Genomic DNA, 15,049 nt, shown 5'->3' on the forward strand with positions numbered 1-15,049 from the left:
AGCAATGCGCATCCTCGTCCTCGGCGCCGGCGGATACCTGGGCGGCCACGTCACCGAGCGGCTGCGCGCCCTCCCGGGCGCGCGGGTCCTCGTCGGCGGCCGTTCCCCGGGGGCCGACGTGGCCGTCGACCTCGCCGCCGACCGCCCGTACCTCCTGGCGGGGGCGCTCGCGAAGGCCGCGCCCGACGCCGTGGTCAACTGCGCGGGCGCGACCGGCGGCGACGCCGTCACGCTCGCGGAGGTGAACGCGCGCGGGCCCGCCGCCCTGTGCGCGGCCCTGCGCGAGGCCGCCCCCGGGGCCCGGCTCGTCCACCTGGGGTCGGCCGCCGAGTACGGCCCGGGCACGCCCGGTCTGCGGGTGACCGAGTCGGAGCCGTGCGCCCCGGCGGGGCCGTACGGCGCGACCAAGCTGGCGGGGACGGTGGCGGTGACGTCGTCGGGGCTCGACGCGGTGGTGCTGCGGGTGGGCAATCCGGTGGGTGCCGGGGCGCCCGCCACGGGCCTGCCGGGCCGGGTGGCCGCGCTGCTCGCCGAGGTGGAGGACCCCGGGGACCCGGAGGGGGAGCTGCGGCTCGGCGACCTCTCCGCGTACCGCGACTTCGTGGACGTACGGGACGTGGCGCGCGCGGTGGAACGGGCGGCGACCGCGCCGGGCCCGCTGCCGCCGGTCCTGAACGTCGGCGGCGGCGAGGCGCTTCCCGTACGGGAGGTGGTGCGGCGGCTCGCGGACGCGGCCGGGTTCCGCGGCCGGATCGTGGAGACGGGGACGGACGGAAGCGGGGGCGGGGGCGGTTCGGAGCGGTCCGCGCGGGTGTCCTGGCAGTGCTCGGACGTCACCGCGGCCGCCACCGCCCTGGGCTGGGCCCCGGCCCACTCCCTGGACGCGTCGCTCGCGGCGCTGTGGGAGGCGCGGCCCCGCTCCTTCGTGCCCGACGGGGTGGCGGCGTCGTGAGCCTGCTGATCCCGCTGTACGTCCACCCGGCCGAGGACCCGGACGCCTGGCACCGGCTGATCAACGGCGCCGCGCACACCTACGCCGTCGTGCTCAACCCGGCGAGCGGCCCCGGCGACGCGCCGGACCCGGCGTTCGCCGCCGCCGCCCGCGCGCTGCGCTCCGCGGGGGCCCGGCTGCTCGGCTACGTGGACACGGACTACGGCATGCGCGACGCGGAGGTCATCACCGAGGAGGCGCTCCGGCACCGCGAGTGGTACGGGGTGGACGGCTGTTTCCTGGACCAGACGACGGCGGGGCGCGACGGCCTGCCGGCCGCCCGGCGCGTGGTGCGTTCGCTGCGCAGGGAGGGCGTCTCCCCCGTGGTCATCAACCCGGGGGTGCACCCCGCCCCCGGCTACGTGCGGCTCGCGGACCTGACGGTCACCTTCGAGGGCCACTGGTCGACGTACGTCTCGACGTTCAGCCGCCCGTCGTGGACGGCGCGGTCACCGTCCGAACGGCTCTGCCACCTGGTGTACGGGGTGCCCGCCCCGCTCGTCCCGCTGGCCGTGCGCACCGCGCGCGAACGGGGCGCGGGGGTCTGCGGCCCGGTCACGGGCGAGCCGCCGAACCCGTGGGCGGGGCTGACCCCGGCCCTGGCGGAGGCGGACCGGTGAGGCGGCGACCGGGCGCGGTCCTCACAGCCGCGGTCCTGGCCCTGACCGTCCTGGCGGGCTGCTCGGGGGAGCCGGAGGGACCGGCCGAGGGGGCGGGTACGGGTACGGGCGGACCGGGCGCGAGCCCTTCCGCGACCGGTCGGCCGACGCGCCCGGCGCCCACTCCCACGCCCGCCCCCACGACCGGCGGCCCGACGACGTCCCGCCCGCCCGGCCCCACCCCCGCCCCCACGCCCGGCCGGCCCGCGACCACCCGGCCCACGCCGGACCGCACGCCCACCCGTCCTCCCGTGTCCGGCGCGCGCTGGCGGCCGCGCCCCGGCCTCTCCTGGCAGTGGCAGCTCAACGGCAAGGTGGACCCGTCCGTCGACGTGCCGGTGTACGACATCGACGGCTTCGAGAACAGCGCCGCCGACGTGGCCCGGCTGCACAGGGACGGGCGGAAGGTGATCTGCTACGTCAACGTGGGCGCCTGGGAGGACTACCGCCCCGACCGGGACGCCTTCCCCGACTCCGTCCTGGGCGGCCCCAACGGCTGGCACGGAGAACGCTGGCTGGACATCCGCCGCGTCGACGTCCTGCGCCCCCTGATGGAACGGCGGTTCGACATGTGCCGCGACAAGGGCTTCGACGCGGTGGAACCGGACCTGGTGGAGGGCTACGGCAACGACACCGGCTTCCCGCTGACGGCGGACGACCAGCTCCGCTACAACCGCATGATCGCGGACATCGCCCACGCACGCGGCCTGGCGGTGGGCCTCAAGAACGACCTCCCCCAGATCCCCCGTCTGGTGGACCACTTCGACTTCGCGGTCAACGAGGAGTGCGCCCAGTTCGACGAGTGCGGTCTGCTCGAACCCTTCATCGCGGCGGGCAAGGCGGTCTTCCACGTGGAGTACGAGGAGACCCCGTCCCGCTTCTGCCCCCGGTCCCGTTCCCTGCGCCTGTCGTCGATGCTGAAGAACCCGGAGCTGGACGTGTGGCGGAAGCCCTGCTGAAGGGGGCGCACCGGGGCCCGTCCGGCGCGGTTAAGGTGTGTCCGTCCGCGACGGCACACGTGCGCCGTTCGCCGCTCGTCGTTCGCCGCTCGCCCAGGAGGTCATGAGTGGGGCCTGCCGAACCCCCGCCGATACGCGTGCCGGTCGGGGAGGGAGCCCACCGGTGGGCGAGCCGCACCGTCCGGCGACGGGTCCTGCTGGTGGTCCACAACGCCACGTCGGCGGGCCGCCTGCTCGACCTCCTGCCGCTGTTCCACGACGACTTCCGCGTCCAGCTCCTGGTCACGTCGACGGGCTCCTCCGCGTTCCGGAGCGGCGTCCAGGAGATCTTCGCCGAGCTGGAACTCCCCGTCCTGCCGTGGGAGCAGGCCCTCTCGACACCGGTGGACCTGGCGATCTCGGCCAGTTTCGGTGGTGAACTCGCCCTGATCCAGGGGGCTTTGTCCGTCATTTCACATGGTGTCGGATACACCAAGCGGCTGGGCACTCCTGGAACCGACGGTCCGGGGCCGACGTTCGGGCTGTCGCCGGAGTGGCTCCTCTCCGACGGGCGGCCCTTCGTCGACGGCCTCGTCCTCTCCCACCCGGAGCAGCTGGAACGGCTGGCCCGGGTGTGCGCCGAGGCGGTGCCCTCCGCCGTACTCGCCGGTGACCCCTGCTTCGACCGCATGCTCGCGGCCCGCCCGTACCGGGAGAGGTTCCGCCGCGCCCTGGGAGTGCGCCGCGGGCAGCGGCTCGTCGTCCTGAACTCCACCTGGAACCCGGAGGGTTTCTTCGGCAGCGGCGACCAGGACGTGCTGCCCGGCCTGCTGCCCCGGCTCGCCGCCGAACTGCCCGCCGACGACTACCGACTGGCCGCCGTCCTCCATCCGAACATCTGGCACGGCCACGGCCCCGGTCAGATCCGGGCCTGGCTGGACCGGGCCCGGCGCGGCGGACTGACCCTGATCGACCCCGTCCACGGATGGCGGCAGGCCCTCCTCGCGGCGGATCTGGTCCTCGGGGACTTCGGAGCGGTGACGTACTACTCCGCGGCCCTCGGCACCGCCGTGCTCCTGGCGGCGGACGGGCGGGAGAGGCTCGACCCCGAGACCCCGCTCGCGGAGTTCGTCCGGCGCGCGCCCCGGCTCGCACCGCACGCGCCCCTGCGCCCGCAGGTGGAACGGGCGCTGGAGGAGCACCGCCCGGACCCCGCCCACGCCGGGTCCGTCACCTCGGCACCCGGCCGGTCGGCCGTGCTGCTGCGCCGGCACTTCTACGCGCTGATGCGCCTCCCCGAGCCGGCCGCCCCCGCGTCCCTGGAGCCCCTGCCCCTCCCCCCGTACGATCCACCGAGGCCGACCGCCCCGCTGTACGTGCGGACGCGCGTGCGCGGGGCGGACGTCACGATCGAGCGCTCCACCGAGCACCTGCACGACGCGGTCGGCGACACCCACCTCGCCGTGCACGAGGACACCCGCCACCCCGGGGACCTGGAGACGGCGGACGTGATCACGCGCGACGGGCGGGCGGGCGATCCGCGCCTGGGGGGCGCGGACCTATGGACCGCCGAAGTGCTGCGGGAGCACCCGCACTGCGCGGCGGCGGTGTACGTGACGGGGCCCGGCACCTGCATCGTGCGCACCCGGGACCACGGCGTGTTCCGGCTGACCGCCGGCGCCGGAGCGGACGCGGACCCGGCGGCGTACGCGTCGTCGCTGCACGCCTGGCTGGCCTGCGGAGGAACGGTCCCCCCGGACGGCATCACGCTTCGGACCCATGCGGCGGGTGGTACGCACCCGGTCGTCGTGGAAGCCGTGGTGGAACCGGGCGAACAGTGGCCTCGCAGCGCTGTCGCAGATTGGCCAGATACCGAAGGTGCGGAGCCGCAACCGGTGTGAGCAGGCCTTCCGCCTGGGCGATCTTCGTCAATGCCGCCGTGTCGTCGCCGATCTTGTGCAGCGTCTCCGCGAGGTCGGTGAGGGCCCGGGCCCAGTTGTACGCCTCTCCCGACCGCTGGAAGAACGCCACTGCTCCCTCCAGCAACAGCCGGGACTCGTCGAGGCGGCCCAGACAGCGCAGGGCCCGTCCCTGGTGACGTTCCACCAGTGCCAGGGCACGCAACAGGTCCTCGGCCCTCTCCTGCCCCGGAGCGATCCTCCGATAGATGCGCTCGGCCTCGACGAACCTTTCGTACGCCTCCTCGGAATGCCAACGGTTCAGGTGCAACAGTCCCTGCAACTCCACGGACGACGCCTCGCCCAAGAGGTGGCCCGCCGCCCGTTCGTACGCGGCGGCGGCCCGCGCCGCGCGGTTGGCCTGCTCCCACCGGTGCAGTTCGCCCAGGCAATGCGCCAACTGGAAGCACAACGCCCCCGTCATACGCTCGTCCGTGCGGTTCTCCTCGCCGCACCGGACTGCGACACGAAGCGCCGGAAGCACCTCGTCCCCGTGTCCGGCCTTCAATTGCAGCGGCCACAGAGCGCGGGCGAGACGCAGCGCGGTGGCGATCTGCCGTCGTTCCTCTGCCACGGACACAGCGTGGACCACGTTGGTCACCTCGGCCGCCAGCACCGCAATGCCCTCCGATTCATCGGGGAGGGCGTCCGACGGCTCCGGATCCGGCTCGGTCCGCCAGCTCGTCGACAGGGCGGCATGCGCCGCGCGCAGCACTCGGTTCAAGAGTGCGTCGAGCACCCGCGTCACCGCGTCCGAGCATTCCTGGGCCCCGTGCTCTGGGGCAGCCGTGTCGGCCAGATGACGCCTGACCTCGGGCCGGAAGCGGTAACGCGCGTCGGGAAGGAGTTCCAGCAGTCCGACGTCCGCCGCCTCGGCCAGCATCCGGGCCGCCCGCTCCTCGTCGTCGTCGACGCCTGCGGCTGCGGCCGCGATCTCGGCGCTGACGGACGGCCAGCCGCCCAGTGCCGTCAGTCGACAGAGCCGTACCGTCTCCGGGCCGAGCCGTAGCGAGGTGCGCTGCGCCATGGCGCGTACCGGATGGTGCCACCACGTTCCGGCTCCCCGATCCGGAACACTCGTTCCCCCGGCCAGCAAGCGTGCCTCCACGTGGAGGGCGAGCGGATTGCCCTGACATCGGTCGAGCAGTCCCCGCAGCTCCGGTTTGAAGCGCTGGAGGTTCTCCTGGCCGACCGTCCTCAACACCATCTGCTTCGCGTGGCGTTTGCTCAACGGCGGTACGGCGACACGTTCCGCCTCCAGCAGAAGAGGCTGCCCTGACACCACGACGAGCAGGAAGACATCAGGCGTGGCCGGCACGAGACCTCGAACCTGGGCCAACGAGGTCACGTGGTCGATCACCACCAGCACCTTGCGCTCTGCGGTGAGCTGCCGGTAAAGCTGCTCCCGGTCCGATTCGGTGGACGGGATCTCGTCGGAGCCCACACCCATCGTGCGCAACAGCCTCAGCAGGACCGCGGCCGGCTCCGGTTCGCTCGCTCCGGCCCATTCACGCAGATCGACACAGAACTGCCCGTCGGAGAACAGGTCGCGGCACTCGGCACCCAGACGGCGGGCCACGGAGGTCGTACCACCGCCAGGAGGGCCGTACAGCAGTGCCGTCCGAGGTCGTCCCTCCCAGGGCCGGGTGGCCTCTCCCATCAACTGCTTCAGGACCTTCTGCTGGTTGGTGAACGCCCAGGGAGCAGGGGGCATGCCACCGCGGGCAAGCTCCATCGCCCGCTCCCGGCCGCTCTCCATGAGGAGCAGCCATTCGCCGGCCAGCCTCGGGTCGTGGACCACCCTCGCGTACACCTGCCTCGCCAGCGCTTCCCGGCCATCCGCGTCGACGGGAAGGGAGACTTCCCGCCCCAGGGTCCTCCTCACAAGGGCGCCTACCGATAAGGACAGGTTCTTGCCGACCTCCCCGGCCGCTCCGTTCCCCACCCCCAACAGGAACGTGGTGAGCGCGCTGAGCGCGACGACCTCCAACATGTCAGTTCCTCCCCCGCGGTTCCCGCAACGACCTCGGCCGGTCCACCCCGCCGTGACTCCGTGCACAAAAGCGTTCGGCTCTCTGTGATTCCCCTTCCCAGCGCAAGACATGCCGCGCACGGGCCCCCTCAGGAGGCCCGAGAACGGTGTGCCTCTCTGACGCGCCGGAGCAGCCCGCCCCAGGCCCCGGCGAAACCACCCGCATGCCTCACAACAGGCGGGGCAGACGCCCCTCGCATAACGTCGACGCAGGCGAAGACGAGGAGGAGGACCCGTGGAATCCGTGGACCAATCCGTGGACCGGAGCACAGCGGCGGACCGGGCCACAGGTGTCCCTGCCGAGGCCGCTTCCACCCTCACCCTGCGGGTCAACGGCAAGGACCGCACCCTCACCGTCGACAACCGCACCACCCTTCTGGACGCCCTGCGCGACCACCTCGACCTCACCGGTTCGAAGAAGGGCTGCGACCACGGGCAGTGCGGGGCCTGCACCGTCCTCCTCGACGGGCGGCGGGTGAACGGCTGTCTGCTGCTCGCCGTCGCCTGCGCGGGCGCGTCCGTGACCACGGTCGAGGGCCTCGCCGACGGCGACCGGCTCCACCCGGTCCAGGAGGCGTTCGTCGCGCGGGACGCCCTGCAGTGCGGCTACTGCACCCCCGGGCAGATCTGCTCGGCCGTCGCCCTCCTCGACGAGGCCGCCGACGGGCAGCCGTCGTACGTGACGCCGCCGGAGCGGTCGCCGGGCGGCCCGGTGTCCCTCACGCCGGAGGAGATCCGCGAGCGCATGAGCGGGAACATCTGCCGCTGCGGCGCCTATCCGAACATCGTCGACGCGATCGAGGAGGCCGCGCGGTGAAGCCCTTCGCGTACGTCCGGCCGGAGCGCACCGAGGAGGCCATCGACCGGTTCGCGGCCCAGCCCGGCGCCCGGTTCCTCGCGGGCGGGACCAACCTCGTGGACCTGATGAAGCTGGGGGTCGCGGGGCCGCCGCTGCTCATCGACATCAACGGTCTGCCGCTCGACACAGTCGAGGAGACCGCCGCGGGCGGCCTGCACATCGGCGCGACCGCGCGCAACAGCGACGTGGCCGCCCATCCGCTCGTGCGCGACCGCTACCCCGCCCTCTCGCAGGCCCTCCTGGCCGGCGCCTCCCCGCAGCTTCGGAACGCGGCCACCACCGGGGGCAACCTGCTCCAGCGCACCCGCTGCCCGTACTTCCAGGACACGTCGAAGCCGTGCAACAAGCGCGCGCCCGGCTCGGGCTGCCCGGCCAGGGAAGGGGTCCACCGCGACCTCGCCGTGCTCGGCCACTCCGCCCACTGCGTCGCCACGCACCCGTCGGACATGGCGGTCGCCCTCGCCGCCCTGGACGCGGAGGTCCGGCTGCGTGGCCCGGCGGGCGAGCGGACGGTGCCGGTCGCGGAGTTCCACCGGCTGCCCGGCGACCGTCCCGACCGGGACACCGTCATCGAGGACGGCGAGCTGATCACCGGCGTGACGCTGCCCGCGCCCCCGCCCGGCGCGTACGGCACCTACCGCAAGGCCCGCGACCGTGCCTCGTACGCCTTCGCGCTCGCCTCCGTCGCCGCCGTCCTGACCGTCGAGGACGGACGGATCGGGCACGCGGCCCTCGCCTTCGGCGGTCTCGCCCACAAGCCCTGGCGGGCCCGCGCGGCGGAGGAGGTGCTGCGCGGCGCCCCGGCGACCGCCGAGACGTTCGGGCGGGCCGCCGACGCCGAGCTGGCCGCCGCCGAGCCGCTGCGCGACAACGGCTTCAAGGTCCCCCTCGCCCGCAACCTCGCCGTGAGCGTGCTGCACGACCTCGCGTCCCGCGCCGACACGGCCTGACCACCCCACCCGTCCACCCGACGCCCATCACAGGAGGCACCGCGCCATGACCAGCCAGCTCGTGCGGCCGACGACGGGGGCCGTCCGCCGCGACGCCCGGCAGAAGGTGACGGGCGAGGCCCGCTACGCCGTCGACCGGACGCCGCCCGGCTGCCTCCACGCCTGCCCCGTGCCCGCCACCGTCGCCCGCGGCCGGGTCACCGCCGTGCACGCCGACGCGATTCTGGAGCGCCCCGGCGTGCGCGCCGTGCTCACGCACGAGAACGCGCCCCGGCTCGGCGAGTCGGACGACCCGACGCTCCTGCTGCTCCAGGACGACCGGGTGCCGCACCGCGGCTGGTACGTGGCCGTCGTCGTCGCCGACACGCCGGAGATCGCGCGCGAGGCCGCCGAGGCCCTCGACATCGACTACGCCACCGAGGACCACGACGTCCTGCTGCGCGCCGACCACCCGGACCTCTACACGCCGGAGGAGGCCAACGGCGGTCACCCGGCCGTGCGCGAGCGCGGCGACTTCGCCGAGGCGTTCGCCGCCTCGCCGGTGCGGATCGACGCGACGTACTCCATGAGCGCCCTGCACAACCATCCGATGGAGCCCCACGCGTCCACGGCCCGCTGGGAGGACGGCGGCCTCATCGTCTACGACTCCAGCCAGGGGGCGTCGACGGTACGGGACGTGCTCGCGGGCCTGTTCGAGCTGCCCCCGGAGCGGGTCACGGTCGTCTCGGCCTTCGTCGGCGGCGGCTTCGGCTCGAAGGGCACGCCCCGGCCCCCGTGCGTCCTGGCGGCGATGGCCTCCCGGCACACCGGCCGTCCGGTGCGGCTCGTCCTGCCCCGCCGGGAGCTCCCGGCGGTCGTGGGGCACCGCGCGCCCACCGTCCAGCGCCTGCGCATCGGCGCGTCCGAGGACGGGGTGATCAGCGCCCTCTCCCACGAGGTCGTCACCCAGACGTCGACCGTGAAGGAGTTCGTGGAGCAGGCCGCCGTCCCCGCCCGCGCCATGTACACCTCCCCGCACAGCTTCACCGGCCACCGGGTGGTGGCCCTGGACGTGCCGTCCCCGTCGTGGATGCGGGCGCCGGGCGAGGCGTCCGGCATGTACGCCCTGGAGTCGGCCATGGACGAGCTGGCCGGGGCGGTGGGCGTCGACCCGGTGGAGCTCCGGCTGCGCAACGAGCCCGACGCGGAGCCCGACAGCGGCAAGCCGTTCAGCAGCCGGGGCCTCGTCGACTGCCTGCGGGAGGGCGCGCGGCGCTTCGGCTGGGAGGGCCGCGACCCCCGGCCGGGCGTCCGGCGCGACGGGGACCTGCTGTGGGGCACGGGGGTCGCCTCGGCCACCTATCCCGTCCTCCTGAGCCCGTGCAAGGCGTCGGCGCACGCGGCGCCGGACGGGCGGTACACCGTACGGGTCGACGCCACCGACATCGGCACGGGCGCGCGCACCGTCCTGGCCCAGATCGCCGCCGAGGCCCTCGGCGTCCCGCTCGACGCGGTGCGGGTCGAGCTCGGCAGCAGCGTCCTGCCCGACGCCCCCGTGGCGGGCGGTTCCTCCGGCACGGGCTCCTGGGGCTGGGCCGTGCACAAGGCCTGCACCGCCCTGCGCGAGACGCTGGCCGACCGTTCGGGAGCGCTGCCGTCCGAGGGGGTCACCGCCGAGGCGGACACGGAGGAGGAGACGGGCGAGGACTCCCCGTACGCCCGTCACGCCTTCGGCGCCCACTTCGCGGAGGTCCGCGTCGACACCGTCACCGGCGAGGTCCGGGTGGGCCGGCTGCTCGGCGTGTACGCGGCGGGGCGGATCCTCAACTCCCGTACGGCCCGCTCCCAGTTCATCGGCGGGATGACGATGGGCCTCGGCATGGCACTGACCGAGCACAGCACCATGGACGCCGCCTTCGGCGACTACACCGAACGCGACCTGGCCTCCTACCACGTGCCGGCCTGCGCCGACGTGCCGGCGATCCAGGCGCACTGGGTGGACGAGCACGACCCCCACCTCAATCCGATGGGCAGCAAGGGCATCGGGGAGATCGGCATCGTCGGCACGGCCGCGGCGATCGCCAACGCCGTCCACCACGCGACCGGCGTGCGGCTGCGCGACCTGCCCCTGACCCCGGACCGGCTCCTGCCGCACCTGACGGCGGCGGACCGCACGCGGTAGGAGGGCCGGTCTCAGTCCCGGGCCGCGGCGGTCCGCCGCGCTCCGGGGCCGTACCAGCAGAGGGCGGCGGCGAGGAGGGCGAGGGCGGTCGGTCCCGAGGCCCGGCCGAAGACGGCGGAGATCGTGCCGGCGGTCTCGCCGTCGCCCGAGGTGAGGGGGACGAGCAGCACCGCGAGGCCGATCGAGCCGCCCACGCCGAGGGCCTGTCCGGGGACACCGACCCGCTGGAGGCGCCGACCATCCGGATGGGCCACGCCGTGCGGCACTCCAGCACCTTCCGCGGCCTGGTCGGCATCCTCACCCGGAGCATGTACGACGAGGGCACCCCCTCGCACGCCGCGTGCGCCGCCATGCACGGCAGTGGCGCGGACCTGCTGCGGGCGGCCCGGCGGGCCGGCCGGGTGCGCGCCGACCTCACCCCGGACGAGCTGTTCGACCTGCTCAGCGGCGCGGCCTGGGTCCGCGAGAACGCCCTGCCCGAGGGCCGCGACCGCACCGACCGGCACCTCCGGCTGATCATGGAGGGCAGGGTCACGCGCCCACGGACGGGATGAGACGCCTCCGAACGGGGTGAGACACCCCGGCGCCCCCGGACGCACGAAAGGCCGCCCTCTCGATGCGAGAGAACGGCCTCCGACCTGCGTTTCCGCGTGGTCGGGACGACAGGATTTGAACCTGCGACCCCTTGACCCCCAGTCAAGTGCGCTACCAAGCTGCGCCACGTCCCGTTGCCCGCCTGACCTGGGGTTTTCCCCTGGCCGAACGTGCATGAGAACAATACCGCACTTTCCCGGGTGGTCACGAACCCCTTTCCCGGCACCCCCGGAGGAGGGCGGACGAGGGGGGCGGGGAGGTGGCGAGAAGGCGCCGGAGAGGGACAGAATGCCGCTCTTCTGCGGAGGAGGCCGCTCATATGGTGAAGATGTGGGCTTCACCGCCATATGCCCGGCTCTTCCTTGCCTCTGGCATGTGGCAGAAACATGCCCACGGGCGGGAGGGTGCGGAGAGGGCCGAGCAGGCCAAGACCACCCGAAACATAGTCGAACTCAATCGTCAACCGCTCCTGTTTCAGACAAACTTCGTTCCGTTATTGATCCATCACAGAAAGATCAACACCATGAAGAGGTCGGCCTGTTCGGGACGGGACCACTGCCGATGCACCACCTGGTCGGACAACCCGACGATCAGGCGTTTCGCGGGAGGAACTCGTCATGGACAGCTACTTCAGCAGTCGGCTGCATCATGAGCTCAGGGAGACGGTGAGGGACTTCGCGGAGCGCGAGGTCCGGCCGCGGATAGCCGAGATGGAGGCGTCCCGGACGGTCCACCACGAGTTGTCCCGGATGATCGCCGCGCAGGGCTGGCTGGGTGCGACGATCAGTCCCGAGTACGGCGGCATGGGCGCGGGCCACCTGGCCAAGACCATCATCATCGAGGAGCTCTCCCGGGTCAGCGGCGCCATGGGCGCCATGGTCCAGGCCTCCCAGCTGGGCACCGCCAAGATCGTGCACTTCGGCAGCGACGAGCAGCGCAAGACCTGGCTCCCGGCGATCGCCGCCGGCGAGTGCCTGCCGACCATCGCGGTCACCGAGCCCGACGCCGGCGGCCACGTCCTCGGCATGAGCGCCAGCGCGGTCCGGGACGGCGACGACTACGTCCTCAACGGCAGCAAGGTCTACGTCGGCAACAGCCACGTGGGCGACCTGCACGGCGTCGTGGTCAGGACCGGGCCCGGCTCGAAGGGGCTCAGTGCGTTTCTGGTCGAATCCGATCGACCGGGTTTCAGGACCGGTCCGCAGCAGACGGCCATGGGGCTCCACGGCTTCAGCTTCGGCGAGCTGATCTTCGAGAACTGCCGGGTGCCGGCCGCCAACCGGCTCGGCGACGAGGGCGACGGCCTCTCCGTCGCGTACTCCTCCAGCGTGCTGTACGGGCGGGCCAACCTCACCGCCGTCTCCCTCGGCATCCACCAGGCGATCCTGGAGGAGACCACCCGCTTCGCCTCCGAGCGCATCCGCTACGGAAAGCCGCTCCACGACCTCCCCACGGTCAAGCTGAAGCTGGGCCGGATGCAGTCCCGGCTCATGACCGCCCGGCTGGCCGCGTACCATGCCGTGCACCTGCTCGACCAGGGCCTCTCCTGCGACGCCGAGCTGATGAACGCCAAGCTCGTCAACGTCGAGTCGGCGATCGACTCCGGCCGCAACGCCATGGAGATCCACGCCGCAGCCGGCCTCTTCACGGACCGGGCCATCGAGCGGTACCTCCGGGACGCGCACCACATCTTCGCCCCGGCCGGCACCTCCGACATCCAGCTCCTGCGCCTGGCCGAGGTCGCCCTCGGCCAGGACAAGGGCAGCTGGTCGGAGCGGCTCTCCGAGGTGGTCCGCACCCCCGTGCCGGAGCCGCTGCCCGTCTGAGCCGCGACCGGTCCCGACGGGCCGGGGCCCGGTACGGCCACCGCCGTACCGGGCCCCGGCCCGTCGTCGGACGCCGGCGGTCAGAGCACGCCGTCCTCGCGGCGGTGGATCTGCTCCACCAGCTCCGCGGCCATCGCCTTGATGGTCTCCAGACCGGCGCGGCCCCACGGGCGCACGTCGGTGTCGACCACGCAGATGGTGCCGAGCGCGACCCCGGTCCGGTCGATCAGCGGCGCCCCCATGTAGGAGCGGATGCCGATCTCGTCCACGACCGGGTTGCCCGCGAAGCGCGGGTAGTCGCAGACGTCCTCCAGGACGAGCGCCTTGCGCCGCACCACCACGTGCGGGCAGTAGCCGTGGTCACGGGCCATGAAGCGCCCGACGCCGCCCCCGCCCGCCGCCGCGGCGGCGCCCAGGTCGCTGCCGGTGTGGGTGCCCTCGGGGGTGTGGAGGCCCGCGAAGAACTGCCGGTTCTCGTCGATGAAGTTGACCATCGAGAACGGGGCGCCGGTCATCTCGGCGAGCCGCTGCGCGAAGTCGTCGAACGCCGGCTCCGGCCGCTCCCCCAGGCCGAGCTCGCGCAGCCGCCGCACCCGGGCCGGCGCGTCCTTGTCGTTCGGGGTCAGCAGGAGGTGACCGGTCGGGTCGTAGGTCATGGCGTGGCTCCGTAGCTCGGCACGGTGTCCGGGATGGTGGTGAGCAGGTACTGGACGAGGGTGAGCAGGGTGCGGATGCCGGAGCTGGAGATCCGGGCGTCGCAGAGGACGACCGGCACCTGCGGGTCGAGGTCGAGCGCGGCCCGCACCTCGTCCGGCTCGTAGCGGTGGGCACCGTCGAACTCGTTGATCGCGACGACGAAGCGGATCCCCCGCCGCTCGAAGAAGTCGACGGCGGCGAAGCACTCCTGGAGCCTGCGGGTGTCGGCGAGGACGACCGCCCCGAGCGCCCCTTCGGAGAGCTCGTCCCACATGAACCAGAAGCGCTCCTGGCCGGGGGTGCCGAAGAGGTACAGCACGTGGTTGTTGTCGAGCGTGATGCGGCCGAAGTCCATGGCGACGGTGGTCGTGGTCTTGGACTCCACGCCCTCCAGACTGTCGGTGGCCGCGCTGACCGAGGTCAGCAGCTCCTCGGTGCTCAGCGGTTCGATCTCGCTGACGGCGCCCACGAGGGTCGTCTTGCCCACGCCGAAGCCGCCCGCCACCAGGATCTTGACCGCGGTGGGAAAGGAGTCGGCGGGGAAGGGGTCGGCCGCGAAGCTCTCGTGGCGCTCAGAGCCGTTGTCGTAGGCCATCGAGCACTGCCTCCAGCAAGGAACGGTCGGTGGGGTTGGCGTGGAAGCGGGGCGCCCGGGCGGTGAGCGCCCCGCAGTCCACGAGGTCGGAGAGCAGGACCTTGGTGACGACGGCCGGCAGCCTCAGGTGCGCCGCGACCTCGGCCACCGAGGTGGGCCCGCCGCACAGTCCGAGGGCCAGGCTGTGCTCGGGGCCCATGTGCGCCTGGGGGGACGAACCGGTCGCCATCACCATCGACAGCAGGTCGAGGGCGGTGGTGGGCCTGGTCCGGCCGCCGCTGACGGTGTACGGACGGATCAGCCGGCCGGCCGCGTCGTCGAGCCAGGGTCCTTCTTGGGGGGACGTCACGGTTACTGTCCGAAGCCGCCGAGGGCGCCGGCGGCCTGCCGGGCGGGAGTGACCAGGTACGGCCGGACGCTCTTGACGAGCATCGCCATCTCGTAGCCGAGGACGGCGGCGTCCGCCTCGCGCCCGGCGAGGACGGCCAGGCAGGTGCCGGAGCCGGCGGTGGAGACGAACAGGAGGGTGGAGTCCAGCTCCACGACCACCTGGCGGACCTCGCCGCCGTCGCCGAAGCGGGCACCCGCGCTCCGGCCGAGCGAGTACAGGCCGGAGGCGAGCGCCGCCATGTGGTCGGCGGCGTCGGGGTCGAGCCCGTGGACGGATTTGACGAGGCCGTCGGAGGAGAGCAGAACGGCGTTGCGGGTGTACGGGACCCGCTGGACCAGTCCGCTCAGCAGCCAGTCGAGGTCCGAGGAATGGCCGGTCGGCACATTGCTCGCCATGGTG

14 protein-coding genes and 1 tRNA gene are annotated in these 15,049 nt (G+C 73.3%); 9 read left to right on the forward strand and 6 right to left on the reverse strand.

What is annotated here, in order from left to right; all coding sequences use genetic code 11:
* Positions 1 to 4 precede the first annotated feature (4 nt).
* From ACIP5O_RS32350 to ACIP5O_RS32380, 7 genes are all read left to right on the forward strand, one after another.
* Positions 5 to 952: an NAD-dependent epimerase/dehydratase family protein gene (locus ACIP5O_RS32350; protein ID WP_401299964.1), complete on the forward strand. Its 948-nt coding sequence runs from the start codon at positions 5 to 7 to the stop codon at positions 950 to 952.
* Positions 949 to 1,611: a spherulation-specific family 4 protein gene (locus ACIP5O_RS32355; RefSeq protein ID WP_401299967.1), complete on the forward strand. Its 663-nt coding sequence runs from the start codon at positions 949 to 951 to the stop codon at positions 1,609 to 1,611. Before ACIP5O_RS32350 ends, ACIP5O_RS32355 begins: the two co-directional genes overlap by 4 nt.
* A complete protein-coding gene (locus ACIP5O_RS32360) occupies positions 1,608 to 2,609 on the forward strand; it encodes an endo alpha-1,4 polygalactosaminidase (RefSeq protein ID WP_401299970.1) in 1,002 nt (333 codons plus the stop codon). The genes ACIP5O_RS32355 and ACIP5O_RS32360 overlap by 4 nt, the downstream gene beginning before the upstream one ends.
* Before the next feature lie 107 nt (positions 2,610 to 2,716).
* Positions 2,717 to 4,489 (forward strand): hypothetical protein, encoded by a 1,773-nt coding sequence (locus ACIP5O_RS32365; protein ID WP_401299973.1) that lies wholly within the window; start codon positions 2,717 to 2,719, stop codon positions 4,487 to 4,489.
* A gap of 2,345 nt (positions 4,490 to 6,834) precedes the next feature.
* Positions 6,835 to 7,395: a 2Fe-2S iron-sulfur cluster-binding protein gene (locus tag ACIP5O_RS32370; RefSeq protein ID WP_401299976.1), complete on the forward strand. Its 561-nt coding sequence runs from the start codon at positions 6,835 to 6,837 to the stop codon at positions 7,393 to 7,395.
* Positions 7,392 to 8,387, forward strand: coding sequence for an FAD binding domain-containing protein (locus ACIP5O_RS32375; RefSeq protein ID WP_401299979.1), 996 nt, complete (start codon positions 7,392 to 7,394; stop codon positions 8,385 to 8,387). Before ACIP5O_RS32370 ends, ACIP5O_RS32375 begins: the two co-directional genes overlap by 4 nt.
* A 46-nt stretch (positions 8,388 to 8,433) precedes the next feature.
* Positions 8,434 to 10,548: a xanthine dehydrogenase family protein molybdopterin-binding subunit gene (locus ACIP5O_RS32380; protein ID WP_401299982.1), complete on the forward strand. Its 2,115-nt coding sequence runs from the start codon at positions 8,434 to 8,436 to the stop codon at positions 10,546 to 10,548.
* A gap of 11 nt (positions 10,549 to 10,559) precedes the next feature.
* Here ACIP5O_RS32380 and ACIP5O_RS32385 read toward each other — a convergent pair whose 3' ends face one another.
* A complete protein-coding gene (locus tag ACIP5O_RS32385; RefSeq protein ID WP_401299985.1) occupies positions 10,560 to 10,802 on the reverse strand; it encodes a hypothetical protein in 243 nt (80 codons plus the stop codon).
* A gap of 3 nt (positions 10,803 to 10,805) precedes the next feature.
* Here ACIP5O_RS32385 and ACIP5O_RS32390 point away from each other — a divergent pair, with 3 nt between their 5' ends.
* A complete protein-coding gene (locus ACIP5O_RS32390; protein WP_401299988.1) occupies positions 10,806 to 11,102 on the forward strand; it encodes a hypothetical protein in 297 nt (98 codons plus the stop codon).
* Positions 11,103 to 11,199: 97 nt separating this feature from the next.
* On the opposite strand, the gene ACIP5O_RS32395 is transcribed toward ACIP5O_RS32390, so the two are convergent.
* A tRNA-Pro gene (locus ACIP5O_RS32395) sits at positions 11,200 to 11,276 on the reverse strand.
* 483 nt (positions 11,277 to 11,759) lie between these two features.
* Between ACIP5O_RS32395 and ACIP5O_RS32400 the strand changes: the two genes are divergently transcribed.
* Positions 11,760 to 12,968 carry an acyl-CoA dehydrogenase family protein gene (locus tag ACIP5O_RS32400; protein WP_401299991.1) on the forward strand — a complete coding sequence of 403 codons (1,209 nt, stop codon included), beginning with the start codon at positions 11,760 to 11,762 and terminating at the stop codon, positions 12,966 to 12,968.
* Positions 12,969 to 13,048: 80 nt separating this feature from the next.
* On the opposite strand, the gene ACIP5O_RS32405 is transcribed toward ACIP5O_RS32400, so the two are convergent.
* From ACIP5O_RS32405 to ACIP5O_RS32420, 4 genes are read right to left on the reverse strand one after another with little or no spacing between them, the layout of a single operon-like run.
* The gene (locus ACIP5O_RS32405; RefSeq protein ID WP_401299994.1) at positions 13,049 to 13,624 is read right to left on the reverse strand and encodes a GAF domain-containing protein; all 576 of its coding nucleotides are present in this window, start codon (positions 13,622 to 13,624) and stop codon (positions 13,049 to 13,051) included.
* A complete protein-coding gene (locus tag ACIP5O_RS32410; protein WP_356545767.1) occupies positions 13,621 to 14,259 on the reverse strand; it encodes an ATP/GTP-binding protein in 639 nt (212 codons plus the stop codon). The genes ACIP5O_RS32405 and ACIP5O_RS32410 overlap by 4 nt, the downstream gene beginning before the upstream one ends.
* Entirely contained in the window at positions 14,237 to 14,608 is a 372-nt protein-coding gene (locus ACIP5O_RS32415) for a DUF742 domain-containing protein (protein ID WP_401299998.1), read from the reverse strand. Before ACIP5O_RS32415 ends, ACIP5O_RS32410 begins: the two co-directional genes overlap by 23 nt.
* Before the next feature lie 2 nt (positions 14,609 to 14,610).
* Positions 14,611 to 15,045, reverse strand: coding sequence for a roadblock/LC7 domain-containing protein (locus ACIP5O_RS32420; RefSeq protein WP_356545771.1), 435 nt, complete (start codon positions 15,043 to 15,045; stop codon positions 14,611 to 14,613).
* Positions 15,046 to 15,049: the final 4 nt, after the last annotated feature.

This window comes from Streptomyces sp. NPDC088915 (assembly GCF_044749825.1).
Classification (GTDB): Bacteria; Actinomycetota; Actinomycetes; order Streptomycetales; family Streptomycetaceae; genus Streptomyces.

Coding starts and splice junctions, on each gene's coding strand:
- ACIP5O_RS32380 (WP_401299982.1), top strand. CDS start 8,434: ATGACCAGCCAGCTCGTGCGGCCGACGACGGGGGCCGTCCGCCGCGAC.
- ACIP5O_RS32420 (WP_356545771.1), bottom strand. CDS start 15,045: ATGGCGAGCAATGTGCCGACCGGCCATTCCTCGGACCTCGACTGGCTG.
- ACIP5O_RS32410 (WP_356545767.1), bottom strand. CDS start 14,259: ATGGCCTACGACAACGGCTCTGAGCGCCACGAGAGCTTCGCGGCCGAC.
- ACIP5O_RS32350 (WP_401299964.1), top strand. CDS start 5: ATGCGCATCCTCGTCCTCGGCGCCGGCGGATACCTGGGCGGCCACGTC.
- ACIP5O_RS32400 (WP_401299991.1), top strand. CDS start 11,760: ATGGACAGCTACTTCAGCAGTCGGCTGCATCATGAGCTCAGGGAGACG.
- ACIP5O_RS32405 (WP_401299994.1), bottom strand. CDS start 13,624: ATGACCTACGACCCGACCGGTCACCTCCTGCTGACCCCGAACGACAAG.